Source organism: Sporosarcina sp. NCCP-2331, from assembly GCF_023707945.1.
GTDB classification, from domain to species: Bacteria; Bacillota; Bacilli; order Bacillales_A; family Planococcaceae; genus Sporosarcina; species Sporosarcina cascadiensis.
This window is the reverse complement of the sequence record NZ_BRCD01000002.1, coordinates 18152-42934: the sequence shown is the minus strand read 5'-3', so window position 1 is coordinate 42934 and position 24783 is coordinate 18152. Positions and strand designations below refer to the sequence as shown.

The window sequence follows — 24783 nt, the reverse complement described above, 5'->3', positions numbered from 1 at the left end:
ATGTTAGATGTGTTATATTTCATTGTACCTATAACGATTGCTTCTGCTGCGCCTCTAATCTTCACTGCCATAGGCGGTGTGTTCTCTGAACGTTCCGGCGTCATTAACATCGGATTAGAAGGTCTGATGATTATGGGTGCGTTCATTGGAATTCTTTTTAACTTGTTTTTTGCAGATACCTTCGGAGCCTGGACGCCATGGATTTCCTTGATTGTCGCTATGCTTGTATCTGCCCTGTTTGCCAGCCTGCATGCGATTGCTTCCATTTCATTCCGGGCCGATCAGGTGGTCTCTGGTGTCGCAATCAACATGCTGGGTTTAGCAATTGCATTGTTCTCTGTTAAAATGATCTTTGATAAAGGACAAACTGATTTCATTCAGCAGAAAATTCCCAGATTCAACGTACCATATCTGCAGGATATCCCGATCATTGGGCCTATGTTCTTTAAATTGGTTTACGGATCTTCCATCATTGCGATTGCCGTGGCAATTATCGCCTGGTTCGTTATTTATAAGACACCGTTCGGTTTACGTCTGCGTTCTGTAGGAGAACATCCTATGGCAGCAGATACGATGGGGATCAAAGTGACGAAAATTCGTTATATCGCAGTGATTATTTCTGGCGGACTGGCTGGGATCGGCGGCGCTGTTTATTCACAGACCATTACGAATGACTTTGGCCATGCGACGATTAATGGGCAAGGATTTATGGCGCTTGCAGCCATGATTTTTGGTAAATGGCATCCGCTGGGTGCAATGGGAGCTGCTTTGTTCTTTGGTTTCGCGCAGGCACTGGCGATCAGTTCATCTAGCATTAAGATTTTAGCCGGAATCCCTTCTGTTTACTTCCTTATATTCCCATACGTGTTGACGATTCTGGCATTAGCCGGTTTCCTTGGAAAAGCAAGTGCACCAAAAGCACTTGGTAAGCCATACATTAAAGGGAATAGATAATAATCGAAAAAGCTATCTGGAGAACTTGGGTCTTCAGATAGCTTTTCTTAGTTTTTTACAGTTGTCTGCGTATACAATGTGTATCATTTTTCATTTGAAGAGTGAAAATGTATAGTGAGGGTAGGATTACATATAATAAGGTAAACGAGAGGTGTTTATATGTTCAATAAAATAAAATTGCAAGACGGCGTTAATTTGTATATACGAAAAACTGAACAATTTAAAACAGTAAATGTAACGATTAAATGGAAAGCTTCATTGGAAGAAAAATCCGCTTCGGACCGTACCGTTCTGGCAAATGTGCTAGAAGAGTCCAACCGCAGCTACCCGACTCAGAGTGAAATGCGAAAAGCGCTTGACCAGCTTTATGGGACCGTATTATTTACGGATGTTTCAAAAAGAAGCTCTCAGCATATCGTTTCTTTATATGCGGAATGTGTAAATGATGAGTTTTTTGAAGGGGAAGACATTTTCAAACAGCTGTGGCGTTTAATAAGAGCCACCGTTTTTGAACCGAAAATTTCGGATGGTGCATTTGAACAGGCTGTAGTGGATCGTGAAAAGCGCAATGTGCGGGATCGGATCCGTTCTATTTATGATGATAAAACGAGATTTGCACAAAAGCGCATGCTTGAAATCATGCGTCCGGACCAGCCGGCTTCTATTTCTGCTTACGGTACAGAAGAAGCAGTGGCAGCCATTACACCTGAAAGTCTTCGTCAGACATATGACGATATGATTAATCAGGATTTAGTTGAAATTTATGTTGTAGGCGATATAGATGAGAAAGAGATTATTGCACAGATCAAAGAGTTCCTGCCTTTTAATGCGCGCAATGTAAAGAAGCAGGATACCATACAATCTGAAAACACGGCAGTACCTGTAAAAACGGTTAAAGAGCGTCAGGATATGAAACAAGGGAAACTTCACCTGGGTTTCAGTACGCCGATTACTTTTCTTCATCCGGATTATAATAAAATGCAAGTAATGAACGGAATTTTTGGCGGTTTTGCCCACAGCAAGCTGTTTATGAATGTTCGTGAAAAAGAAAGTATGGCGTATTATGCAAACAGCGCTTTTGCTTCTCAATATGGGATTGTCTATGTGACAGCCGGCATTGATGCCGAGCTTGAAGACAAAGCAGTTAAACTGATTATTGCTCAACTGGAAACGATGCAGCAAGGCGATATTTCGGAACTAGAGTTAAATCAGACAGTAGCGCTGCTGGAGAACAGTATTCGCAGTTCAAATGATTCGGCACGCAGTCAAATTGAAATATACGACCAATACAAAGAGTTGGATGAAAACTTTACTGCTGAGGAACTGATCAGCAAATGGCAGGCAGTGACAATTGAAGATGTGAAAGAAATGGCAGATACCGTTCATTTAGAAGTGGTTTATCTGTTATCCGGCAAGGAAGGTGAAGAACAATGAAAGAAATAGTATTCGATGAACTGCAGGAAAAGATCTATACTGAAACATTGGATAACGGCTTAAAAGTCGTCATTCTGCCAAAACGCGGCTATTCTAAAACTTTCGTGACATTCACAACGAAATACGGATCAATCGACCGTACATTTAAACCGCATGGTAAAGATGAATTTATTACCGTGCCAGATGGCATCGCTCATTTTCTTGAGCACAAAATGTTCGAAAAAGAGGATGGCGACGTTTTTCAGAAGTTCAGTTTGAACGGTGCATCAGCAAATGCATACACGACGTTCGGCAGAACCGCCTATTTGTTTTCCGCCACGAATAAAGTAAAAGAAAATACGAAAGTTTTGCTGGATTTCGTTCAGGAACCTTATTTTACAAAGGAAACGGTTGATAAGGAAAAGGGGATTATTGCCCAGGAAATTACGATGTACGATGACCAGCCGGACTGGCGCCTGTATTTTGGTTCAATCGAAAATCTTTACGAGAACCATCCGGTAAAGATCGATATTGCAGGTACAGTGGAATCCATTCAAGATATTACCGCCGAACATTTATATACATGTTATGAGACATTTTATCATCCGTCCAATATGCTGTTATTCATCGTCGGCGCAGTAGATCCGCAAGAAATGATGGCTTTTGTGAAAGAGGATCAGGCAAAGAAAACTTTTGATGCGCCTGAGCCGATTGAACGCAAATTCCCAGCAGAACCGAATCACGCAGACATACCTGAACGTACGTTAACAATGGATGTCTCTAAACCGAAGCTGAATATCGGTATGAAGTGCAACGCTGCCGATCAGCAGGGTCAGGAAATGCTTGAAACGGAGCTGTCTGCCAATTTAGTGCTGGACAGTTTATTCGGACGTACGTCACCTTTCTACGAGAAAGCCAATGACGAAGGATTAATCGACGAGTCGTTTTCTTATGAATTTTCAATGGAAGACGGTTATGGATTTGCAATGGTCGGTTCTGATACAGAAGAGCCAGAACGTTTGGAAACACTTATCAAACAGACGATTCAGAATGCAAAAGATTATTGGCCGGTAAAAGAGGAAGATTTAGATCGCATGCGCAGAAAGAAAATCGGGCAGTTCATGCGTTCATTAAACTCCATAGAGTTTATCGCCAATCAATATACGCGTTATGAATTTAACGAAATGAATTTATTTGATGTAGTACCGACATTAGAGAAATTATCTATGGATAAATTAAAGCAGGCATTCTCCACTTTTTCTGATGATCAGAACTATACAATTTTCACCATAATGCCTCCAGCAGCAGAGCAATGAATGCAGTAAGATTTTCACTGGTCTTGGGCGCGTCGGGCGGAATAGGCGAGGCTGTCTGCCGCCAGCTTGCAGACGCCGGATGGTCTCTTTATCTGCACTACCATTCCAATAAACGTCAGGCCGATATACTGATGAACGATCTGAGTGATGAGTATCCTCATTTGGAATTCCGTACAGTTCAGGCGGATTTCCGGACTGACCTGGCAGCAGAGCAGCTGGCAGCAAACATCCAGGGGGTGCAGGCTATCGTCGCAGCGAATGGTCAAGCCCTTGTCAAGCTGCTGTCAGAAACGACAGACAGTGAAATGACAGAACTGTGGCGGGTGCATGTGCAGAATCCCGCACGTCTGATTGCTCTGCTGTCTGTGAAACTCAGAAAAAATCCGGTTTCCTATGTGCTGTTTATCGGTTCCATTTGGGGCAGCGCCGGAGCGGCGGGGGAAGTCATGTATTCTGCCGTAAAAGGTGCACAGCATGCTTTTGTGAAGGCGTATGCCAAAGAAGCTGCTTATTCAGGCATACGGGTTAACGCAATAGCGCCCGGATGGATTGATACACGGATGAATCAGGACTTTTCTGCAGAAGAACGGCAGATGGTCATGGAACAGATTCCGTTGCTGTCTGTCGGTACGCCGCAGGAAATCGCGAATATGGTCGAATTCATGCTGAGCGGCAAAGCGGACTATATGACTGGAGAAATTGTCCAGATCAACGGCGGCTGGTACATGTGATACTAAGAGAAAAGGACGGTTATTGCAGTCCTTTTCTTTTTTTTCTTTAATTCGCTCCTGCTATCCGTTATCATAGAACTAAGTGCAGAATTATGCGTCCTATTTAAAAGAAGCCAAAGGGAGTGTGTCGAATGGGAGAATGGTATGTCGAATATGAGATTCAAGTCAATCGGCCCGGCTTGCTTGGAGATATTGCATCCCTGCTCGGCATGTTGAGAGTGGATATTGTTACCATCAATGGCGTGGACGGCAGATACCGCGGAATGCTTGTACAGACAGATCACGATCAACAGATCAGGCGATTTGAATTGATAGCGTCTACAATGGATACAATTGTCATTCATAAAATTCGAGAGCCGAAATTGCGTGATGTGCTGGCTGTCCGTCACGGGCATTATATCCAGCGGGGGGCAGAGGAACGGAATACTTTTCAGTTTCTTCGGAGCGAACTGGGTATTCTTGTTGATTTTCTGGCTGAGATTTTCAAGCAGGAAGGCCATAAACTGATCGGTGTGCGCGGAATGCCGCGTGTCGGTAAAACCGAATCGGTCGTAGCTGCCAGCGTGTGCGCCAATAAAAAGTGGGTGTTCCTGTCCTCCACAATGATCAAGCAGACAGTGCGGACGAGCATGATGGGCGATGAATTTTCAAACGATAATATCTTTATTCTCGACGGCATTGTTACGCGCAAGTCACCGGACGAACGGCATATGCAACTGGTCCGTGAAGTGATGAGCCTTCCCACCATCAAGGTTGTGGAGCATCCAGATATGTTTGTGAAGCAGTCTGAATATACGATCAGTGATTTTGATATTATTATCGAATTGCGGACACATGTAGATCAGGAAATTACATATGATATCTTGGAAAGAAATGACCAGATGTCCAATCGCAGTTCTATGGGTGGCTTTGATATGTTCAACTAACGTAAATTTATTTTGATTAATTAGGCAGGTGTTAAAATTGACCGGATTAGGTGCTCGTCTGAAAGAAGCGAGAGTCGCGAAAGGCTATACACTGGATGATTTGCAAGGTATGACAAAAATTCAGAAGCGGTATCTTTCGGGAATTGAAAATGAAGATTACAGTATGATGCCGGGCGCGTTTTATATTAGGGCATTTATTAAGCAGTATGCAGAAGCTGTTGACTTGGATGCGGATGAAATGCTGGCACTCTATAAAGAAGAGTCCGGAAGCGTCCCTGAACCTGAGCGTGAAACAGTAACACCTCCTCCGCTACAGCGCAGCGGAGGATTGAAAAGCAACAGCCGGTTAAAAGAAGTGATGCCGAAAGTAATTGTGGCTTTGTTTATTGTGATGATTATCGTCGTTGTCTATATTTTATTCAGGGAGAAAGCGGCTGATAAATCCCCTGAGTCTGACAATGCTTCACAAAATGTACCGGCAGTGATCGAACAGCCATCAGAAAACCCTGAGAAGGAGCCGGCCGTTGATAAAGACGAGCCTGCAGAAGAACCAGCCGATGATGCAGAGGATGCCGAAGAGCCGGCAGAGGACACAGCTGCAGCTGGCCAGGTTGAATTCCAGTCTTCGTCAGGCGAAACATCGACATTCAAATTAACCGATTCACAACAGCTTAAATTGGTAATTAACACTTCGGGAGATTCTTGGATTTCCGTTACAGACCAAGCAGGTACAGAGAGAATGCCGCAGCCGGGTGGCAGGATTATGACGACGGGTGAGTCTGTCGAAATAGATGCGGCTGATGCGGCAAGTCTGCGTATCCGTGTCGGCAGGACTAACTCTACGGAATTGGTTATCAACGGTCAGACGGTAGAATATCAGAACGACCTTCAGACACAAAATATCATTATTCAAAAACCATAGTAAAAAATAGTCATCTCAAGGGATGACTATTTTGTTATTCTAAAGAACTTATTATGTTAGAGCCGGAAAGGTGGAATATTAATGAATTTACCTAATAAAATTACTTTATCACGCGTCTTGATGATTCCTTTCTTCATCCTGTTTATGGCAGTCGATTTTGGCTGGGGAATCATCCAGATCGGCGGTGTCGAAATGCCGGTTGAACATCTGGTCGGCGCCATTATCTTTATCATTGCTTCTACCACGGACTGGCTTGACGGCTATTTGGCCAGAAAAAATAATTTAGTAACGAATATGGGGAAATTCTTGGACCCGCTTGCCGATAAACTGCTGGTTTCTGCCGCTTTTATCTTACTCGTGGAAATGGGTTTTGCACCGGCTTGGATTGTCATTATCATCATCAGCCGTGAGTTTGCAGTCACGGGCCTGCGATTAATTTTGGCAGGCGGCGGAGAAGTAGTGGCGGCGAACCAGCTGGGTAAAATTAAAACAGTTACTCAGTTACTGGCGATCTCATTCCTTTTGCTGCATAATATATTTTTTGAACCGATGGGCATACCATTCGGAACGATCATGCTGTATATTGCGTTAGTCTTTACGGTCTGGTCAGGTGTTGACTATTTCATCAAAAACCGTAAAGTGTTAGTCGAGTCTATGTGAGGAGTTGGATTCATTTATGAAAGCAGAGATCATTGCAGTTGGTTCGGAACTTTTATTAGGTCAGATTACGAATACGAATGCCAAATTCATTTCAGGCAGGCTGGCGGAAGCAGGGTTTGATGTTTATTATCATACCGTGGTAGGAGACAATCCGGAACGGCTTGCAGATTCCATCCGTCTGGCACAGCAGCGTGCGGATATATTGATTTTCAGCGGCGGGCTGGGGCCGACGAAAGATGATCTGACGAAGGAAACCATTGCGCGTGAGCTGGGCAGTGAATTGATTTCTGATGACGAAGCAATGAACACGATTTTGCAGTATTTTAAACAAGTCGGAAAAGAGATGACTGAAAACAATAAGAAGCAGGCTTTGGTGCTTAAAGGCGCAAAAGTATTGCCTAATCGTCACGGCATGGCACCCGGAATGGGGCTTGAAAAAGACGGCAGGCAGTATATTTTATTACCGGGCCCTCCTCATGAACTGGAACCAATGTTTGAAAATGAAGCCATCCCTTATTTAATGGGTGTATATGGAAAGCAGGATATCATTTCATCTAAAGTGTTGAAACTGCAGGGAATCGGTGAATCTGAATTAGAAGTCCGTATTCAGTCATTGCTCGAGAAACAGACCAATCCTACGATTGCACCGCTGGCATCCCCCGGAATGGTGAAACTGCGGATTACTGCCAAAGCGGGATCAAAAGAAGAAGCACAAAAACTCATTCTTCCGGTAGAACAGGAAATCCGTTCGATTGTCGGGGAATTTATTTACGGAACAGACGACGATACGCTGGCATCGAAAACGACAGAGCTGCTTTTGCAGAACGATTGGTCAATTTCCGCCGCGGAAAGTCTGACTTCGGGTATGTTTATGGCTGAACTTGGTTCGGAGCCTGGAATCGGCAACGCATTAAAAGGCGGCACGGTCGTTTATAATAAAGAAATGAAAATAGAACAACTCGGTATACTGCCTTCATTGCTCGACTACCATGGCATCGTCAGTTCTGAGTGTGCAGAAGCGCTGGCAGAAAGTATCAGGGAGAAATTCTCTACGACGTTTGGCGTCGGACTGACAGGTGCGGCAGGCCCTGAACCGCATGACGGACAGCCGCCAGGCACAGTTTGGATCGGGATTGCATCTGAAGACATGGAGACAGTATCCTTTAAACTTCAATTGTCGGGATCGCGCAACTCGAACCGCAAAAGATCTGTGCAGTTTGCCTTGCATTATCTGATTCAGAAAATGAAAGAAAAAAAAGAGTTGAAATATTGATTTTGCCGCTGAAATCGCCGGTAAAAGTTAAAATTACTCCCATTTCCGATAGTATTATTTAATTTTCCAACGCAATTAATCGAATACCCGTTCGTTTATTTGTTGTGTATTTCAGTAGAAAAAGGTATAATAGAAATAGAAAAAGAGTTTGAGGAGGAATTTTAATTGAGCGATCGTAAAGCGGCATTAGATATGGCATTAAAACAAATAGAAAAGCAATTCGGTAAAGGTTCTGTGATGAAGCTTGGAGAGAAAACAAATCTTCAAATTGCAACTTCATCTTCGGGTTCACTGGCACTTGATTCCGCACTTGGAATAGGCGGATACCCGCGCGGCCGTGTAATCGAAGTATACGGACCGGAAAGTTCGGGTAAAACAACTGTCGCTCTTCATGCGATTGCAGAAATTCAGGCAAACGGCGGCACTGCAGCATTTATTGATGCTGAACACGCACTGGATCCTATTTATGCACGAAACTTGGGTGTAAATATAGATGATTTGCTATTGTCACAGCCGGATACAGGAGAACAGGCATTGGAAATTGCTGAAGCGCTTGTGCGAAGCGGTGCAGTGGATATGATCGTAGTGGACTCAGTGGCAGCATTGGTGCCGAAAGCTGAAATTGAAGGTGAAATGGGCGATGCGCACGTTGGTCTGCAGGCCCGCTTAATGTCCCAGGCTCTGCGTAAGCTTTCAGGCGCCATCAATAAATCCAATACCATTGCAGTATTCATTAACCAAATCCGTGAAAAAGTCGGCGTCATGTTCGGTAACCCGGAAGTAACACCGGGCGGCCGAGCGTTGAAGTTCTATGCTTCTGTACGTTTGGAAGTACGGCGCGGAGAAGCAATTAAGCAAGGCAATGACATAATGGGTAATAAAACAAGAATCCGTGTCGTGAAAAACAAAGTTGCTCCTCCGTTCAGAACTGCTGAAGTGGATATTATGTATGGAGAAGGAATTTCAAGAGAAGGCGAAATTCTGGATCTGGGTTCAGAATTGGAAGTTGTTCAAAAAAGCGGCGCCTGGTATTCATATGAAGGCGAGCGTTTGGGACAAGGACGGGAAAATGCAAAAATATTCCTTAAAGAAAACCCCGAAATGCGTGCTGAAATAGCAGGGAAAATCCGTTCAACATACGGCTTGGACAATACCGACTATGTAATCGGAGCACATGATGAAGAAGATGAGCTGGAAGAATTACTGTTGATCCCTGACGAAAAATAAATTGCTGCAGCAGGCCCGTCAATGGAAATTGGCGGGCTTTTTCTTGGCTTGCTGTTTACAATCTATTTAACCTTCGAATTTCCTTGGTGTTTCCTTGACACATGAAAAATACAACTATACAATTAAAGTGGTGTATTCTATACGCCTTACATGGATCAAACCAATGAATTGTTTTTTTGGCGGTATGTTGATTTTAACTTAATTCAGCAAACACTTTGCTCAACTTCAGAGCAGCAGAATGAATGCCAAATAGTCCCGAAACAACAGGGTTCCCGCCCGCATACGGGGCACACCCGTTGGATTAAGTTAGAGCCTTCGGTGCTTTCACAGAAAAGTAGGGACATTACCGGTCTGGTACGGTAAACATGTGAAATCATAACACCAGGGCAAAATTAATTATACGAGCCGACTGAAAAGAAAAGAAAGCAGGAGGAGGTGACCTCAATGGTTATTGAAATACTCATCTCCGTTTTGCTAAGTCTCATCGTCGGTGCAGTTGTTAGCTTTTTTATATTGAAAAATGTGAATGATTCAAAAGTGACTGGTGCCAAGCAAACAGCGAATCAAATCGTTGAAGAGGCGAAGCGTGAAGCGGAGTCAGTGAAAAAAGAGGCACTATTAGAAGCGAAAGATGAAACTCACGAACTGCGAATTGAAGCGGAAACAGAAGTCCGTGAGAGACGGGCAGAATTGCAGAAGCAAGAAAACCGACTCGTACAGCGGGAAGAAAACCTTGATCGCAAGGATGATGCACTCAATAAGAGAGAAGCAGGTCTAGAACGCAAAGAAGATGCGCTTTTAGAAAGACAACAGCATATTGAACAGATGGAACGCAAAGCGGAAGAACTCGTTACCGCTCAGAAGACGGAACTCGAAAGAATCTCTTCTCTGACAAGAGATGAAGCGAAACGGGTCATCCTGGAAGATGTAGAGGAAGAGCTGTCGACTGACATTGCGGTCATGACCAAAGAATCGGAACAGCGCGCAAAAGAAGAATCGGAACGTAAAGCACGTGAGATTCTATCACTTGCATTACAGCGATTTGCAGCCGATCATGTGGCGGAAACTACTGTTTCTGTCGTGAACTTGCCAAACGATGAAATGAAAGGCCGTATCATTGGCCGTGAAGGAAGAAATATCCGTACACTGGAAACATTGACGGGTATTGATCTGATCATCGATGATACACCAGAGGCAGTCATTTTATCAGGCTTTGATCCCGTACGGAGAGAAACTGCCAGACTGGCACTGGAGAAACTCGTACAGGACGGACGAATACATCCGGCACGTATTGAAGAAATGGTGGACAAGTCCAGAAGAGAAGTAGATGAGCTGATCCGGGAGAAAGGTGAACAGACTACATTTGATATAGGCATTCACAATTTACATCCGGATTTGATTAAAATTCTCGGACGTCTGCATTTCCGTACCAGTTACGGCCAGAACGTCTTGAAGCACTCGATTGAAGTGGCCTATCTGACTGGGTTGCTCGCGGCTGAACTTGGTGAGGATGTGAACCTGGCAAGACGTGCCGGTTTACTTCACGATATTGGTAAAGCGATCGATCACGAGGTAGAAGGAAGCCATGTTCAAATCGGTAAAGAGCTTGCAGTGAAATACAAAGAACATCCGGTAGTGATCAACAGTATCGCTTCGCACCACGGTGACGAAGAAGCGACCTCTGTCATCGCCGTGCTGGTTGCAGCAGCAGACGCATTGTCAGCCGCAAGACCTGGTGCTCGCAGTGAAACACTGGAGAATTATATTAAACGTCTGCAAAAACTGGAAGAAATCTCTGAATCTTACGAAGGTGTGGAAAAATCATTTGCGATTCAAGCGGGACGTGAAGTACGGATTATTGTCCGTCCGGAACAAATTGATGATATAACTGCACACCGTCTGGCAAGAGATATTCGAAAACAGATTGAAGAAGAATTGAATTATCCAGGGCATATCAAAGTGACGGTCATTCGGGAGACCCGCGCAGTAGAGTATGCAAAATAACGAATAACTAAGTTAACAGCTTCCGGTTCGATGGGAAGCTGTTTTCATTTTGGAAAGAGGTTTAAAGGATGAGAGTAATTTTTATTGGTGATATTGTCGGCTCAATGGGGCGCGATATGGTGATGGATAATTTATCACGTCTGAAAAGAAAATACCAAGCGGATGTAATTATCGCAAATGGTGAAAATGCAGCATCGGGAAGAGGCATTACAAAAGCCATCTATCAGGATTTGCTGTATGCCGGTGTAGACGTCATTACGATGGGGAATCATACATGGGATCAAAAAGAAATTTTCGATTTTATTGATGATGTCGATTATTTAATCCGTCCTGCAAACTTTTCTGATCAGGCGCCGGGCAAGGGCATGACAGCGGTCACGAAGAACGGGGTAACATTATCGGTTATTAATTTGCACGGCCGGACGTTCCTGCCGCCGCATGATGATCCATTCGCTAAAGCAGATGAATTAATTGCAGAAGCAAAAGAACTGTCACCACTTATTTTCGTTGATTTCCACGCAGAAGCTACAAGCGAGAAAATTGCGATGGGCTGGCATCTGGACGGGAAAGCATCAGTTGTGGTCGGTACGCATACGCATGTGCAGACAGCAGATGAACGCATATTACCAGGCGGCACAGCGTATTTAACTGACGCCGGTATGACAGGACCCTATGATGAAATACTCGGAATGAAAAAAGAGGATGTTCTGTATCGATTCTACACGAATTTACCGACACGCTTCGAAGTGCCGAAAAAAGGCCGGCCGCAGCTGAATGGGATGTTTGTGGAACTGGATGACAGTACCGGGAAAGCCCTTCGCATTGAACGTATTCGAATAAACGAAGATCATCCATTTACAAACTAATCCGAATAGCGTCTAATTCCTCCTGATCTTTCATAGGATGGCTTATGGAATATAGCTTTTCCATAGACATTGCAAAATAAGGAGGAAATATCGTGAGTCCCTTGAAAGTATCTTCCAGATCAAATCCAAACTCCGTTGCGGGTGCATTGGTTGCAGTCATCCGCGAACAAGGCTATGCAGAAATCCAGGCAGTCGGAGCTGGCGCATTAAATCAAGCAGTGAAGGCCATAGCAATTGCAAGAGGTTTTGTGGCCCCGAGTGGCGGAGACCTGATCTGCGCACCTGCATTTACAGATATTGAAATCAATGGAGAAGCAAGGACAGCTCTCAAACTTCTGGTAGAGAAAAAAACTCGTTGAGCTGTTTAGATTCATAATGTTACTCTTCAAACCACAGAAAATAATCTGTGGTCTTTTTTAGGTCTGCGGCAAAATCAGTTCTTGACAACTTGTCATGTTAGAATTACTAAAATCATGCTGCAGGTAAACCCGCTACGACGCGTGATGAGCTTGCTGGCGAAAAGCGTGGCTGCCTGCCAAAGAAGTTTCGCGGATGATCATGCCATCTGCCCAAGCGCTCATAGCCCAGCCTCAGCCGCTCATACACACCGTCCACGTGATCATTCGGCTCGGCCACGTGATCATACCGCAACCCGCCGTGATCATTGAATGGGCCTCTGCGCTCATAGCCGCCCTGCAGCTGCGTCTACGCTGGTATGTCAAATACTCACTCTGTTCATGAAATAGACTATCAAGCACATGTTTTGGAGAAGAGCCCTTTTTTTGATGACAAACCAGCGACAATTTAGTCCTTTGCTGTCATATAAGATAAAAGTTCAGTATAATAACATCATGTATGCTTATTTCCCGATAAGTATTAGAAAGGGGCTGCTGCAATGAATGAAGAACAGCGTTTGCAGGCTGGACTCGCAACAGAAAATGCACCAACTGCCAAAACAACTGAAAAAGACTATAGCAAATATTTTGAGTCTGTGTATAGTGCACCTTCTTTGAAAGATGCAAAAAAACGCGGGAAAGAAGAAGTCGAATATCATGATAATTTTCAAATAGATCAGCGCTTTAAAGGCATGGGTCAAGGACGGAAGTTTTATATCCGTACATATGGCTGCCAAATGAACGAGCATGATACAGAAGTCATCGCCGGTATTTTCATGGCTCTCGGTTATGAATCCACCGATACCGTACAGGACGCGGACGTTATTCTGCTGAATACCTGTGCAATCCGTGAAAATGCAGAGAATAAAGTATTCGGCGAACTGGGGCATCTGAAATCGCTGAAGCGGGAACGTCCCGAACTGTTGATTGGTGTCTGCGGCTGTATGTCGCAAGAAGAATCTGTCGTCAATAAAATACTGAAGACGTACGATCAGGTGGATATGATCTTCGGTACGCACAATATTCACCGCCTGCCGCATATTTTGCATGAGGCCTATATGTCAAAAGAGATGGTCATTGAAGTTTGGTCAAAAGAAGGCGATGTCATTGAAGATTTGCCGAAAGTTCGACATGGCAAGATCAAGGCATGGGTCAATATCATGTACGGCTGTGATAAGTTCTGCACGTACTGTATTGTGCCGTATACACGCGGAAAAGAACGCAGCCGCCGACCAGATGATATCATCCAGGAAGTTCGTCAGCTCGCTGCAGAAGGCTATAAAGAAATTACTTTGCTTGGCCAGAACGTCAACGCGTATGGGAAAGACTTTGATGACATCACCTACCGTTTAGGCGATTTGATGAATGATCTTCGTCTGATCGACATCCCAAGAATTCGTTTCACGACGAGCCATCCGCGGGATTTCGATGATCATTTGATTGAGGTTCTCGCAAAAGGCGGCAATCTGGTCGACCATATTCACTTGCCGGTACAGTCCGGATCAAGTGAGATGCTGAAGATTATGGCGCGTAAATATACACGTGAACATTACTTAGTTCTCGTTGATAAAATTCGTAAAGCCATCCCTACTGCTTCTCTGACAACAGATATTATTGTCGGTTTCCCGAATGAAACGGATGAACAGTTCGAAGAAACGATGTCGTTGTATCGTGAAGTGGGATTTGACACGGCGTTTACGTATATTTATTCACCGCGTGAAGGAACGCCGGCTGCGAAAATGATCGACAATGTACCGATGGAAGTGAAGAAAGAACGTCTGCAGCGACTGAACAAACTGGTAAATGAGATGTCCGCAGAAGCAATGAAGCCGTATCAGGGACAAGTCGTAAAAGTTCTGGTAGAAGGCGAAAGTAAGAAAAATCCTGATGTTCTTGCGGGGTATACGGAAAAAAGCAAGCTGGTAAACTTTAAAGCACCCCGCTCCGTAATAGGACAAATTGTAGAAGTCAGAATCACAGAAGCAAAAACATGGTCGCTCGATGGAGAATACATCGGAGTATCTAAAGAGGAAAAGGTGATGGCATAATGGAAAAGCTGTACACGAAAGACGATATTATAGCAAAAGCGCGCGACTTGGCGCATATGCTTGCAAACACGGAAGAAGTAGAATTCTATAAGCGCGCAGAAGCGCAAATCAACGAAAATCAAAAAGTGCGTGAAAAAATTGCCAGTCTGAAATCACTTCAGACACAGGCGGTAAATTTCCAGCACTATGAAAAAGAACGTGCTTTGAAAAACATCGAGAAGAAAATTGAACAGGTACAGGGTGAGATTGACGAAATTCCATTGGTTCAAGAATTCAAGCGATCACAAGACGAAGTGAATGATCTGCTGCAGCTTGTTTCGAATACCATTGCAAACAGTGTTACGGATGAAATTATCGAATCTACCGGCGGCGATGTATTGCGCGGCGAAACCGGTTCATATGTAGAAAATACATCAAAAAAATCATTGTCTTAATAAAAAATCGGCTGGGGATAAAATTCCTTGCCGATTTTTTTCACTTTCTGGGCTGCTGTTGCATAGGATGGATAGAAGCCTAAGAAGGAGGAAGAAAACTGAAAAACTTACGACAAATTGTGACGAAAGCTGTTATTGCCAAAGGAAAGCATCGATCAGAGAGCACTGTGACGTTAAAACCGCCAAATCAGCCTTCGAGTATTTTGGGCTGCTGGGTCATTAACCACACATATCAGGCGAAGAAAACAGGAAATCATGTGGAAGTGACAGGGAGCTTTGATGTAAACGTCTGGTATTCTCATCACGATCACTCCAAAACATCGGTCTTCACGGAATCCGTTCCATACAAAGATAAAATTGCCCTGCATTACCGGGATGAGCCAACGTCAAAACACGAAGAGACGATTGTGTCTGTCATTCAGCACCCGAACTGTACGGAAGCCAGCATTTCGGAATGCGGAAAGAACTTTGCGATTTCAATTGAAAGAGAATTGGTCGTGGAGATGGTGGGGGAAACGAAGGTGTCTGTAACGATTCACCCCGATCCATATGAAGAAGAATGGCCACTGGCATACACAGAATCATCTTCGATTGTCATGGAAGAAAAGAAAACACAGGGACCGCCTGCAAAACAAGAAACACCTCAGTCGATGAGACGTAAAGATTCACCGTTTTAAAAGCCGGTTTTTTTTCCGGCTTTTTTATTTTGCCTGAAGAAAACCTATTTCTTTTGATTCGTTAACTACCTGCAGGTTTGTTATAATGGAAAGAAAATGAGCGAATAAATGAGGGTTAAAGATGTCTGAACACACACCGATGATTAAACAGTATTTACAAATTAAAGAGCAGCACAAGGATGCGTTTTTATTTTTCCGTCTCGGCGACTTTTATGAAATGTTTTTTGAAGATGCGCTGAATGCTTCTTCTATTTTAGAAATCACACTGACGAGCCGGGATTCCGGATCAAAGGACCGAATTCCCATGTGCGGAATACCCTATCATTCTGCTGCGGGTTATATTGAAACATTAATTCAGAAAGGGCATAAAGTAGCGATTTGCGAACAGATGGAAGATCCAAGGTCAGTGAAAGGCATCGTCAAACGGGAAGTGGTGAAAGTTGTCACACCGGGAACACTTACAGAAGGCAAAACAATTGATACGGAAGCAAATCATTTTATAGGAGCGGTTCATAATATTGCCGACCAGCGTTTTGCACTGGCTTATTTGGATGTTGGAACAGGCGAAGGAAAAGTCGAACTGATTGAAGGCACGGAGCGCTCGCTGCTTGCTGAAATTGAATCGCTCGGAATGAAAGAAATAGTCGTGGATCAGCAGCTTCATCTGGCTCTGCATGAAATGTTCGAAAGCCGGGAAATCATGCTTTCTATAGAAGATACAGAGCAGCTGCAAACGATCGGTCAAGATACATATGCACATCTTCCCGCTGAACTTCAGGAAGCATGCCGAAAGCTGCAGGCTTATCTCCTGAGGATGCAAAAAATGGTATTCGGCCATATCCGTCCGTTCGTCTATATTGAAAAAGACGCTAAACTGTCCATTGATGCGAATTCCATGCGAAATCTGGAGCTTGTTCAAACAATCCGTTCCGGCAAAAAAGAAGGCACGCTGTTTTGGGTGCTTGATGAAACCGTCACGGCAATGGGCGCTAGAAAACTGAGAATGTGGATTCATCAGCCGCTGGCGCAGCACCGTGCAATCGAAGACCGGCTGGAAGCAGTCAGCAATTTAGTTGATGAATATTTTCTGCGTGAAGAATTGGTTGAAGAACTGAAGAATGTTTATGATCTCGAGAGGCTTGCCGGGAGAATATCAATGGGAAGCGCGAGTGCCCGTGACTTAGCACAATTAAGAAATTCATTGACACATATACCAAAACTTAAACAAATACTCGATGAATCACAGCGTCCGATGCTACAAAAACTTGCGGAACAGATGGACCCATGTAAAGAAACCTATCACTTACTGGCTGATGCCATTGCAGAAAATCCGCCGCTGTCAGGCAAAGACGGCGGACTGATCAAAGACGGCTACCATGACAGACTCGATCAGCTCCGCGACGCTTCGCGCAACGGCAAGAACTGGCTGGCGCAGCTTGAACAGAAAGAGCGCCAGGCAACTGGAATTAAAACGTTAAAAATCGGCTACAACCGAATATTCGGCTATTATATTGAAATTACGAAATCCAATATTCATTTGGCAGATCTAAGTCGTTATGAACGGAAACAGACACTTGCGAATGCAGAGCGTTACATCACCGCAGAACTTAAAGAGAAAGAAGAATTGATTTTGAATGCCGAAGCGGACAGCCAGACGCTTGAAACAGAGCTGTTTTCAGCCATTCGTGATCAAGTGAAGAATGATGTGCAGCGCATTCAGCGGCTCGCTTCTGTGATCAGTGAACTGGATGTCTTACTTTCATTTGCTGCGGTGTCAGAAAAAAATCAATATGTCAGACCTGAATTCCATGAAGGCCGTGCACTCCATATTCAAACAGGCAGACATCCTGTCGTTGAAAAGATGATGAATCATTCACTCTATATTCCGAACTCTTGTGAGCTGGCTGAAAACAGCAATATGCTGCTGATTACAGGGCCGAATATGTCGGGTAAAAGCACCTATATGCGCCAAGTCGCTTTAACGGTTGTAATGGCACAGATCGGATGTTTCGTCCCCTGTGAAAAAGCGATGCTGCCGATTACCGATCAAATTTTCACGAGAATCGGTGCAGCCGATGATGTGGCATCCGGCCAAAGTACATTTATGATGGAAATGATGGAGTCCCAGTATGCGCTTGCCCATGCCTCTTCACGAAGTCTGCTATTATTTGATGAAATCGGGCGAGGTACGTCTACTTATGACGGCATGGCGCTCGCGCAGGCGATGATGGAGCATATTCATGAAGAAATTCAGGCCAACACGTTATTTTCCACTCATTACCATGAACTGACGAAACTGGAAGACGTCCTTGCACGTCTCACGAACGTTCACGTAGCGGCAAAGGAGCAGAATGGCAAAGTGGTATTTCTGCATAAAGTTCTGCCGGGTGCTGCGGATAAAAGTTACGGCATACATGTCGCGGAATTGGCGGGACTGCCGAAAGAACTGGTTGGACGAGCCAAAGATTTGCTGTATCGTTTTGAAGAAGAAAGCGCAGGGAAAGATGCGAATTCAGTGTCTGAACAGCTTGCATTATTCGATTCATTCGAAGGGCCGGCTGTTTCTCATGAAAAAATTCAGCTGCTTGAAGAGATTGAAGCAACAGACATCATGAACATGACACCGATGCAGGCCATGCAGAAGCTGGCAGAATGGAAAACGCAATTAGCTGTAAAATGAAAGGCGGGATCGAATGAATCACATTCACATCATGGAAGACACGTTAGCCAATAAAATTGCAGCGGGTGAAGTGGTGGAACGTCCTGCTTCTATCGTCAAAGAACTCGTGGAAAACGCGATTGACGCAGACAGCACGAAAATTGAAATCACACTGGAAGAGGCGGGCCTGACTTCGATCCGAGTGACAGATAACGGCAAAGGAATGTCGGAAGAAGACGCCCTGCGCTGTTTTGAACGTCATGCAACGAGTAAAATTTCCAATGAACACGATCTGTTCCGTATCCGGACATTAGGGTTTCGGGGAGAGGCGCTGGCAAGTATCGCAGCCGTCTCGAAAGTCACACTGTGGACATCGGACGGCGAAGAACAAGGAACCGTCGTTGAAATAGAAGGCGGCAAAGTCATAAAACATGAAGCCGGCGCGCTGCGGAAAGGAACCGATTTTCTCGTGCAGCATCTTTTCTTCAATACTCCTGCCCGTCTGAAATATATGAAGACGATACAGACAGAACTTGGACATACGATCGATCTGCTGAACAGGCTGGCACTGAGCCATCCTGATATAGCATTCACACTGACTCACGATCAGCATCAGCTCCTGCGAACAGCGGGTTCAGGTGATCTGCTGAGAGTCCTGGCCGATATATACGGAGTATCTGTAGCACGCAAAATGATCCCGTTTGAAAAAGAAGATGCAGATTTTAAAGTGAATGGATTCATCACACTGCCTGAAATGACCAGAGCATCTAAAAACTATATTTCCCTTTTGATGAATGGCCGCTGGATCAAAAGTTATCCGGGAACGCAGGCTAGTATCGACGCGATGCACACGTATTTGCCTATCGGCAGATTTCCGATTGCGGTCGTTAATATAACAGCGGACCCGATCTTGACGGATGTCAACGTGCACCCTGCAAAGCGTCATATAAGAATCAGCAAGGAGCAGGAATTATTTTCGTTGATCAAACAGGCGATACAAGAAGCCGTGCAAGGTGTGTCGATTATTCCGGATGCCGTTAAAAAAGAAAAACCTGTCAGGACAGAGTCTGAACAGCAGACGATCTGGACACCTTCAATCCGGCATCCGCAAGTAGAAGTTCAAGGCCCGGTACAACCGTATCAGTCAACCGTACAGACTCCGGTAAGAGAGCAAGATATGCCCGCTATTCAGCAGGAGCCGGACTTTCCTGAAGTAATATTTGAAGAGCCTGAAGAACAAAAAGTGTCATCTGAACAACAAAAAATGCCAACTGAACAACAAACAGAAATACCCAGATCCAGCCATTTTCCTGCAATTGTTCCAGTTGGACAGATTCACGGTACGTATATCGTTGCGCAAAATGAGGATGGTTTTTATTTGATTGACCAGCACGCTGCGCAAGAGAGGATAAAATATGAATATTTCAAAACGAAGCTCGGGCAAGTAAGCGCAGAGGAAAGGCAGCAGCTGTTGTTGCCGATGGTCTTTCATTATTCAGCAGATGAACAATTGAAAATTGAAGAATGCAAAGATGCACTAGAGCGGGTGGGAATTTATTTAGAAGCATTCGGGCCTTCCACCTATACGGTAAAAGAATATCCAATATGGTTTCCCGAAGGACAGGCTGCCGCTATCATTGAAGAAATGATTGAGCAGGTCCTGGAGAGCCGGAAAGTAGATGTGGAGAAACTGCGGGAAGAGAGCGCGATCATGATGAGCTGCAAACGGTCAATTAAAGCGAATTATTATTTGACACAAGCAGATATGGAACGCCTGCTTACAGACCTTGGAAACTGTCATAACCCCTATACTTGTCCGCACGGCCGTCCTGTTTTAATTCATTTCACCACGTATGAGTTAGAAAAAATGTTCAAGCGGGTGATGTGAACTATAGAGAGCGGAGTCTGATTACATGAGATGGACGATGAAAAAAACCGTTGATTTACATGCTATAATAAACGCGATTGCAGTAGCGAAGGGAAGTGGATCACAGTGAATGAAAAATGGATGGAGATGCGTGACGGGACAATCATTTACAGTAAGTGCAAAAAGCCTGAAGGATTGAAAAAAGCCCGGGTTCATCTGGTGCATGGGCTGGCGGAACATTCAAGGCGATATGAGCAGTTTATGGATTATTTGGCTTCCAATGGATATGAAGTCGTTGTGCATGATCAAAGAGGACATGGCAAAACAGCTGCAGCCAACTATCATCCATATGGCTATCTGGGAGAAAATGCGACATTTGATCATTTGGTTGACGACGCATTTGAAGTACTTCAAGATTATCGCGCGGACGGACCCGATCTGCCGATTATCATAATTGGGCACAGTATGGGTTCTTTCGTAGTCAGACGTTTCATTCAGCTGTATGGAAATGCGGTGGATGAAGTTGTTTTATCCGGAACAGGAAGTAACGCGAAACCAGTGGGCTTTGCAGGAAAGCTGCTGTCAGAATATAGAGAGAGCAGGTTGTCTGATCAGGAGCCGGATGAATTTCTGAATAACATGATATTCGGCAGTTATTCTAAACTTTTCCCTGAAGAGTCTTCATTCGCCTGGTTGTCAAGGGACAAAGAAAGCGTGCAGGATTATGTAGAGGATGAAGCCTGCGGATTTGTACCGACTGCCCAGCTGTTCCGGGTGCTTCTCGAAGGCATGAATTCAATTGAATCACCTGAACTCCTTCAGAACATCCCGCATGATCTGCCTATTTTATTAGTATCGGGTACTGAAGATCCTGTCGGCAACGGAGGAAAAGGTGTTTGGAAAACAGCGAAACAGTTTATCAAGGCCGGGCAGGAGAGTGTGACGGTTCAGCTGTATGAAGGCGGACGTCATGAAATGCTGCAGGAGACAAATCGGCACGAAGTATTCAAGTATATAGTCGGGTGGATGGAACAGCATGAACGGAGTAATTGATGTAATTGCAGTAGCGGGGCCGACTGCATCAGGGAAGACGGCCCTAAGCACGGCATTGGCCAAAGAACTGAACGGTGAAATTATCAACGGTGATGCAATGCAGGTATACAAGGAGCTGGATATAGGCACCGCGAAAATCCAGCCGTCTGAAATGCAGGGAATTCCTCATCATTTCTTTGATGTAAAAGAGCCGACAGAAAGTTTTTCCGTAGCAGAATATCAACAGGTAGTAAGAGGATGGATTGCAGATATTCAGTCGAGAGGGAAACTGCCGGTCATTGTCGGAGGCAGCGGAATGTATATTCAGGCGGTTTTATTTGATTATCGCTTCACAGAGCAGGCAGCTGATCCTGAGGTGCGTGCCAGACTGGAAAATGAATTGGAGGAGTTCGGATCTGCCGTACTGCACAGCAGACTGGCGGAACTGGATCCTAAAAGTGCAGAAATCATCCATCCGAATAATCACAGGCGGTTAATCCGTGCGCTTGAGATTTTGGAAGTGACGGGACAGACGAAGCAAGAACATGAGCAGCAGCAAGGAAATGAACCGATGTACAATGAGCTTATTATCGGACTCGATCTTCCGCGGGAAATGCTGTATGAACGCATCAATCACCGGGTAGACTTGATGGTGGAAGCGGGGCTATTTGCGGAAGTGGAAGAGCTGTGGAATCGCGGAATTCGAAATACGCAGTCAGTCCAGGCAATCGGTTATAAGGAATTGATCTCTTATTTTGACGGTCATCTGACAAAAGAACAGGCGATTGAAGCAGTCAAAAAAAACACCCGTAACTATGCAAAACGGCAGCTGACTTATTTCCGCAATAAACTTCCTGTGGAGTGGGTGGAGGCCGACCAGCCAACGGATGAAATTTTTCGAAAAACATGTGAAATAATAAAGGGTTTTAAGAAGTAAGTGGGGAATAATTCATGTAATAGATATAGGGAGGCAATTGAATGGCACAAGGGAATATGCAGGATACGTTTTTGAATTCTTTACGGAAGAACAACACGTTTGTTACGGTTTTTCTATTGAATGGTTTTCAATTGAAAGGCTTGATCAAGTCCTATGACAATTATACGGTCTTGCTGGAATCAGACGGAAAACAGCAACTCATCTATAAACATGCGATATCAACCTATGCACCGGCAAAACCCGTTATTTTAAAAGATGAACAGTAAAACAGGCTGATGCCTGTTTTTTTATGTTCTTTAGTAGGGCAACCCGGCTCCTTCTGCTAAAATAGATGTTGAACAAAATGAAAAGAGGTACTACCTATGCAAATCGCACCGATCAATGAAGAACTGCTTCAGAAATCTTACGAAGCAGAGCAGAAAATTGCACCTTATGTAAAAAAAGTAGAAGAAATCGCTTTTTATAATCAGCGAAAAGTGCTTCAGGCTTTCAAGCAGAATAAAGTCAGTGACTTTCATCTGTCCGGTTCAACAGGCTACGGCTACGATGACAGCGGGCGTGATACTCTTGAACAGGTCTATGCAGATGTTTTCGGGGCAGAAGACTGTCTTGTCCGAAATCAAATCATTTCAGGCACTCATGCCATTACCATCAGTTTGTTCGGTATACTCCGTCCGGGGGATGAATTGATCTATATCACCGGCAAACCGTACGATACACTGGAATCAATCATTTCAGGAAACGGCAAAGATACTGGTTCACTGGAAGACTACCAAATTTCATATCGGCATATCGATTTGAAAGAAGACGGCAAAGTGGATTATGAGAAAGCTGAAGAAGCGATTTCTTCCAAAACAAAAATAGTCGCAATTCAGCGCTCAAAAGGCTATTCGAGCAATCCATCATTCCGGATACATGAAATTAGAGAAATGATTCAAGAGATACGCAAAATAAAAGAAGATGTCGTCATCTTCGTGGACAATTGCTATGGTGAATTTGTGGAGCTGCAGGAACCGACGGAAGCAGGCGCCGATTTGATGGCTGGTTCACTTATTAAAAATCCGGGCGGCGGCTTAGTGAGAACCGGCGGATATATAGCAGGAAAAAAAGAACTGGTAGAAAAATGTGCGTACCGAATGACTTCTCCGGGACTTGGCGCAGAAGCCGGAGCATCACTGGATACATTACTCGAAATGTATCAGGGCTTTTTCCTGGCACCCCATGTGGTGAGCCAGGCAGTCAAAGGCGCATTGTTTACTGCTGCTTTCTTTGAACAGTTTGGAATGGACACGACACCGCACTACAGCGTGCAGCGCACAGATCTCATCCAATCGGTAAACTTTTCAACACCGGAACAGATGATCACATTCTGCCGGATGATACAGGACAATTCTCCAATAAATGCCCACTATGCGCCTGAACCATCTTATATGCCGGGCTATTCGGATGACGTCATTATGGCCGCCGGCACGTTTATCCAGGGTTCCAGCATCGAGCTGACAGCTGACGGCCCCATCAGATCGCCTTATACCGCTTATATACAGGGCGGACTGACATATGAACATGTCAAAGCTGCTGTGCTGGCATCTACTGAGCAGCTTTTGGAACAAAAACTGATATAAAACAAAAAGTGTATCAAAAACCATAATGGTTTTCGATACACTTTTTTTAATGAATCATCCGATAAACTCCGACAACTTTCCCGAGTATCGATACTTGGTCAACGATAATCGGTTCCATAGACGAGTTTTCAGGCTGCAGACGGAAATAGTCCTTCTCTTTAAAGAAACGTTTCACCGTTGCTTCATCTTCCTCAGTCATAGCTACTACAATTTCGCCGTTCATAGCGGAATGAGTCTGTCTGACAATCACACGGTCGCCATTCAAGATGCCTGCTTCAATCATACTCTCTCCAACAATCTCAAGCATGAAGATTTCATCATCTGAAGAGCCGAAACTGTCCGGCAGCGGAAAGTACTCTTCTATATTTTCAATAGCAGTTATCGGAGCACCTGCAGTAACTTTACCAATCAATGGAACATGCATGACCCCGCCTTTTAATTCTTCAAGGCCTTCGGGATCTAATATTTCTATCGCACGGGGCTTCGTCGGGTCCCGCCGGATAAATCCTTTGTTCTCCAGACGTGACAAGTGGCCGTGCACAGTAGAGCTGGATGCAAGACCGACTGCTTCTCCGATTTCCCTTACGGATGGCGGATATCCTTTTAAACGGACTTCATCTTTAATGAAAGCAAGTATTTCTTCCTGTCTTTTAGAAATTTTCTTCAATTCATTCACCTCTTCAATTGGTTTGCCGGTAAATCGAAATATCCAACAAGTATTTTGAATATAGTATAACATGCGTTCGGCTAGTAATCAAACAAAGGTTCGAATTTTGCTTGACAGCCAATCGTATGTTCTCTTATAATTGAGAACAAGCAT

At 44.4% G+C, this 24783-nt stretch carries 22 protein-coding genes; 21 read left to right on the top strand and 1 reads right to left on the bottom strand.

The annotated features are described in order from the left end of the window. From NCCP2331_RS01390 to NCCP2331_RS01290, 21 genes are all read left to right on the top strand, one after another. Entirely contained in the window at nt 1-954 is a 954-nt protein-coding gene (locus NCCP2331_RS01390) for an ABC transporter permease (RefSeq protein ID WP_251668009.1), read from the top strand. A 159-nt stretch (nt 955-1113) separates the two neighbouring features. After that, nucleotides 1114-2388, top strand: a complete 1275-nt coding sequence (gene yfmF, locus NCCP2331_RS01385) for an EF-P 5-aminopentanol modification-associated protein YfmF (RefSeq protein ID WP_251668007.1) — start codon at nt 1114-1116, stop codon at nt 2386-2388. Further along, nucleotides 2385-3683, top strand: a complete 1299-nt coding sequence (gene yfmH, locus NCCP2331_RS01380) for an EF-P 5-aminopentanol modification-associated protein YfmH (RefSeq protein WP_153720375.1) — start codon at nt 2385-2387, stop codon at nt 3681-3683. Before yfmF ends, yfmH begins: the two co-directional genes overlap by 4 nt. After that, entirely contained in the window at nt 3680-4414 is a 735-nt protein-coding gene (gene ymfI, locus NCCP2331_RS01375; protein WP_251668005.1) for an elongation factor P 5-aminopentanone reductase, read from the top strand. Before yfmH ends, ymfI begins: the two co-directional genes overlap by 4 nt. 131 nt (nt 4415-4545) lie before the next feature. Further along, nucleotides 4546-5340 carry a DUF3388 domain-containing protein gene (locus tag NCCP2331_RS01370; protein ID WP_153720373.1) on the top strand — a complete coding sequence of 265 codons (795 nt, stop codon included), beginning with the start codon at nt 4546-4548 and terminating at the stop codon, nt 5338-5340. A 37-nt stretch (nt 5341-5377) separates the two neighbouring features. Then, nucleotides 5378-6262, top strand: coding sequence for a helix-turn-helix domain-containing protein (locus tag NCCP2331_RS01365; protein ID WP_251668003.1), 885 nt, complete (start codon nt 5378-5380; stop codon nt 6260-6262). A gap of 81 nt (nt 6263-6343) precedes the next feature. Next, the gene (pgsA, locus tag NCCP2331_RS01360; RefSeq protein WP_251668001.1) at nt 6344-6922 is read left to right on the top strand and encodes a CDP-diacylglycerol--glycerol-3-phosphate 3-phosphatidyltransferase; all 579 of its coding nucleotides are present in this window, start codon (nt 6344-6346) and stop codon (nt 6920-6922) included. Between the two features lie 16 nt (nt 6923-6938). Beyond that, nucleotides 6939-8195: a competence/damage-inducible protein A gene (locus NCCP2331_RS01355; RefSeq protein ID WP_251667998.1), complete on the top strand. Its 1257-nt coding sequence runs from the start codon at nt 6939-6941 to the stop codon at nt 8193-8195. A 165-nt stretch (nt 8196-8360) separates the two neighbouring features. After that, nucleotides 8361-9422, top strand: a complete 1062-nt coding sequence (recA, locus tag NCCP2331_RS01350; RefSeq protein WP_264879168.1) for a recombinase RecA — start codon at nt 8361-8363, stop codon at nt 9420-9422. A gap of 444 nt (nt 9423-9866) precedes the next feature. Beyond that, complete coding sequence (gene rny, locus NCCP2331_RS01345) at nt 9867-11426, top strand: ribonuclease Y (RefSeq protein ID WP_251667996.1); 1560 nt, start codon at nt 9867-9869, stop codon at nt 11424-11426. 68 nt (nt 11427-11494) lie between these two features. Next, nucleotides 11495-12292 carry a TIGR00282 family metallophosphoesterase gene (locus NCCP2331_RS01340; protein ID WP_251667995.1) on the top strand — a complete coding sequence of 266 codons (798 nt, stop codon included), beginning with the start codon at nt 11495-11497 and terminating at the stop codon, nt 12290-12292. A 92-nt stretch (nt 12293-12384) separates the two neighbouring features. Beyond that, nucleotides 12385-12651 (top strand): stage V sporulation protein S, encoded by a 267-nt coding sequence (locus tag NCCP2331_RS01335; RefSeq protein ID WP_153720366.1) that lies wholly within the window; start codon nt 12385-12387, stop codon nt 12649-12651. Nucleotides 12652-13187: 536 nt separating this feature from the next. Next, complete coding sequence (gene miaB / locus NCCP2331_RS01330; RefSeq protein WP_153720365.1) at nt 13188-14735, top strand: tRNA (N6-isopentenyl adenosine(37)-C2)-methylthiotransferase MiaB; 1548 nt, start codon at nt 13188-13190, stop codon at nt 14733-14735. Beyond that, nucleotides 14735-15169: a YlbF/YmcA family competence regulator gene (locus NCCP2331_RS01325; RefSeq protein ID WP_251667993.1), complete on the top strand. Its 435-nt coding sequence runs from the start codon at nt 14735-14737 to the stop codon at nt 15167-15169. Before miaB ends, NCCP2331_RS01325 begins: the two co-directional genes overlap by 1 nt. 98 nt (nt 15170-15267) lie before the next feature. After that, nucleotides 15268-15846: an outer spore coat protein CotE gene (gene cotE, locus NCCP2331_RS01320; protein ID WP_194841025.1), complete on the top strand. Its 579-nt coding sequence runs from the start codon at nt 15268-15270 to the stop codon at nt 15844-15846. Between the two features lie 121 nt (nt 15847-15967). Continuing rightward, entirely contained in the window at nt 15968-18526 is a 2559-nt protein-coding gene (gene mutS, locus NCCP2331_RS01315) for a DNA mismatch repair protein MutS (protein ID WP_251667991.1), read from the top strand. A gap of 13 nt (nt 18527-18539) precedes the next feature. Next, nucleotides 18540-20393, top strand: a complete 1854-nt coding sequence (mutL, locus tag NCCP2331_RS01310; protein ID WP_251667989.1) for a DNA mismatch repair endonuclease MutL — start codon at nt 18540-18542, stop codon at nt 20391-20393. Nucleotides 20394-20498: 105 nt separating this feature from the next. Next, a complete protein-coding gene (locus NCCP2331_RS01305; RefSeq protein WP_251667987.1) occupies nt 20499-21425 on the top strand; it encodes an alpha/beta hydrolase in 927 nt (308 codons plus the stop codon). Next, entirely contained in the window at nt 21409-22341 is a 933-nt protein-coding gene (gene miaA, locus NCCP2331_RS01300; protein WP_153720359.1) for a tRNA (adenosine(37)-N6)-dimethylallyltransferase MiaA, read from the top strand. The genes NCCP2331_RS01305 and miaA overlap by 17 nt, the downstream gene beginning before the upstream one ends. Nucleotides 22342-22382: 41 nt before the next feature. Next, nucleotides 22383-22607 carry an RNA chaperone Hfq gene (gene hfq, locus NCCP2331_RS01295; protein ID WP_153720358.1) on the top strand — a complete coding sequence of 75 codons (225 nt, stop codon included), beginning with the start codon at nt 22383-22385 and terminating at the stop codon, nt 22605-22607. 96 nt (nt 22608-22703) lie between these two features. After that, nucleotides 22704-23963 (top strand): methionine gamma-lyase family protein, encoded by a 1260-nt coding sequence (locus NCCP2331_RS01290; RefSeq protein ID WP_153720357.1) that lies wholly within the window; start codon nt 22704-22706, stop codon nt 23961-23963. A 46-nt stretch (nt 23964-24009) separates the two neighbouring features. Here the strand turns inward: NCCP2331_RS01290 and lexA are convergent, their stop codons facing one another. Continuing rightward, the gene (gene lexA, locus NCCP2331_RS01285) at nt 24010-24630 is read right to left on the bottom strand and encodes a transcriptional repressor LexA (protein ID WP_153720356.1); all 621 of its coding nucleotides are present in this window, start codon (nt 24628-24630) and stop codon (nt 24010-24012) included. Nucleotides 24631-24783: the final 153 nt, after the last annotated feature.

Coding starts and splice junctions, on each gene's coding strand:
- NCCP2331_RS01390 (WP_251668009.1), top strand. CDS start 1: ATGTTAGATGTGTTATATTTCATTGTACCTATAACGATTGCTTCTGCT.
- yfmF (WP_251668007.1), top strand. CDS start 1,114: ATGTTCAATAAAATAAAATTGCAAGACGGCGTTAATTTGTATATACGA.
- yfmH (WP_153720375.1), top strand. CDS start 2,385: ATGAAAGAAATAGTATTCGATGAACTGCAGGAAAAGATCTATACTGAA.
- ymfI (WP_251668005.1), top strand. CDS start 3,680: ATGAATGCAGTAAGATTTTCACTGGTCTTGGGCGCGTCGGGCGGAATA.
- NCCP2331_RS01370 (WP_153720373.1), top strand. CDS start 4,546: ATGGGAGAATGGTATGTCGAATATGAGATTCAAGTCAATCGGCCCGGC.
- pgsA (WP_251668001.1), top strand. CDS start 6,344: ATGAATTTACCTAATAAAATTACTTTATCACGCGTCTTGATGATTCCT.
- NCCP2331_RS01355 (WP_251667998.1), top strand. CDS start 6,939: ATGAAAGCAGAGATCATTGCAGTTGGTTCGGAACTTTTATTAGGTCAG.
- rny (WP_251667996.1), top strand. CDS start 9,867: ATGGTTATTGAAATACTCATCTCCGTTTTGCTAAGTCTCATCGTCGGT.
- NCCP2331_RS01340 (WP_251667995.1), top strand. CDS start 11,495: ATGAGAGTAATTTTTATTGGTGATATTGTCGGCTCAATGGGGCGCGAT.
- miaB (WP_153720365.1), top strand. CDS start 13,188: ATGAATGAAGAACAGCGTTTGCAGGCTGGACTCGCAACAGAAAATGCA.
- NCCP2331_RS01325 (WP_251667993.1), top strand. CDS start 14,735: ATGGAAAAGCTGTACACGAAAGACGATATTATAGCAAAAGCGCGCGAC.
- mutS (WP_251667991.1), top strand. CDS start 15,968: ATGTCTGAACACACACCGATGATTAAACAGTATTTACAAATTAAAGAG.
- mutL (WP_251667989.1), top strand. CDS start 18,540: ATGAATCACATTCACATCATGGAAGACACGTTAGCCAATAAAATTGCA.
- miaA (WP_153720359.1), top strand. CDS start 21,409: ATGAACGGAGTAATTGATGTAATTGCAGTAGCGGGGCCGACTGCATCA.
- hfq (WP_153720358.1), top strand. CDS start 22,383: ATGGCACAAGGGAATATGCAGGATACGTTTTTGAATTCTTTACGGAAG.
- NCCP2331_RS01290 (WP_153720357.1), top strand. CDS start 22,704: ATGCAAATCGCACCGATCAATGAAGAACTGCTTCAGAAATCTTACGAA.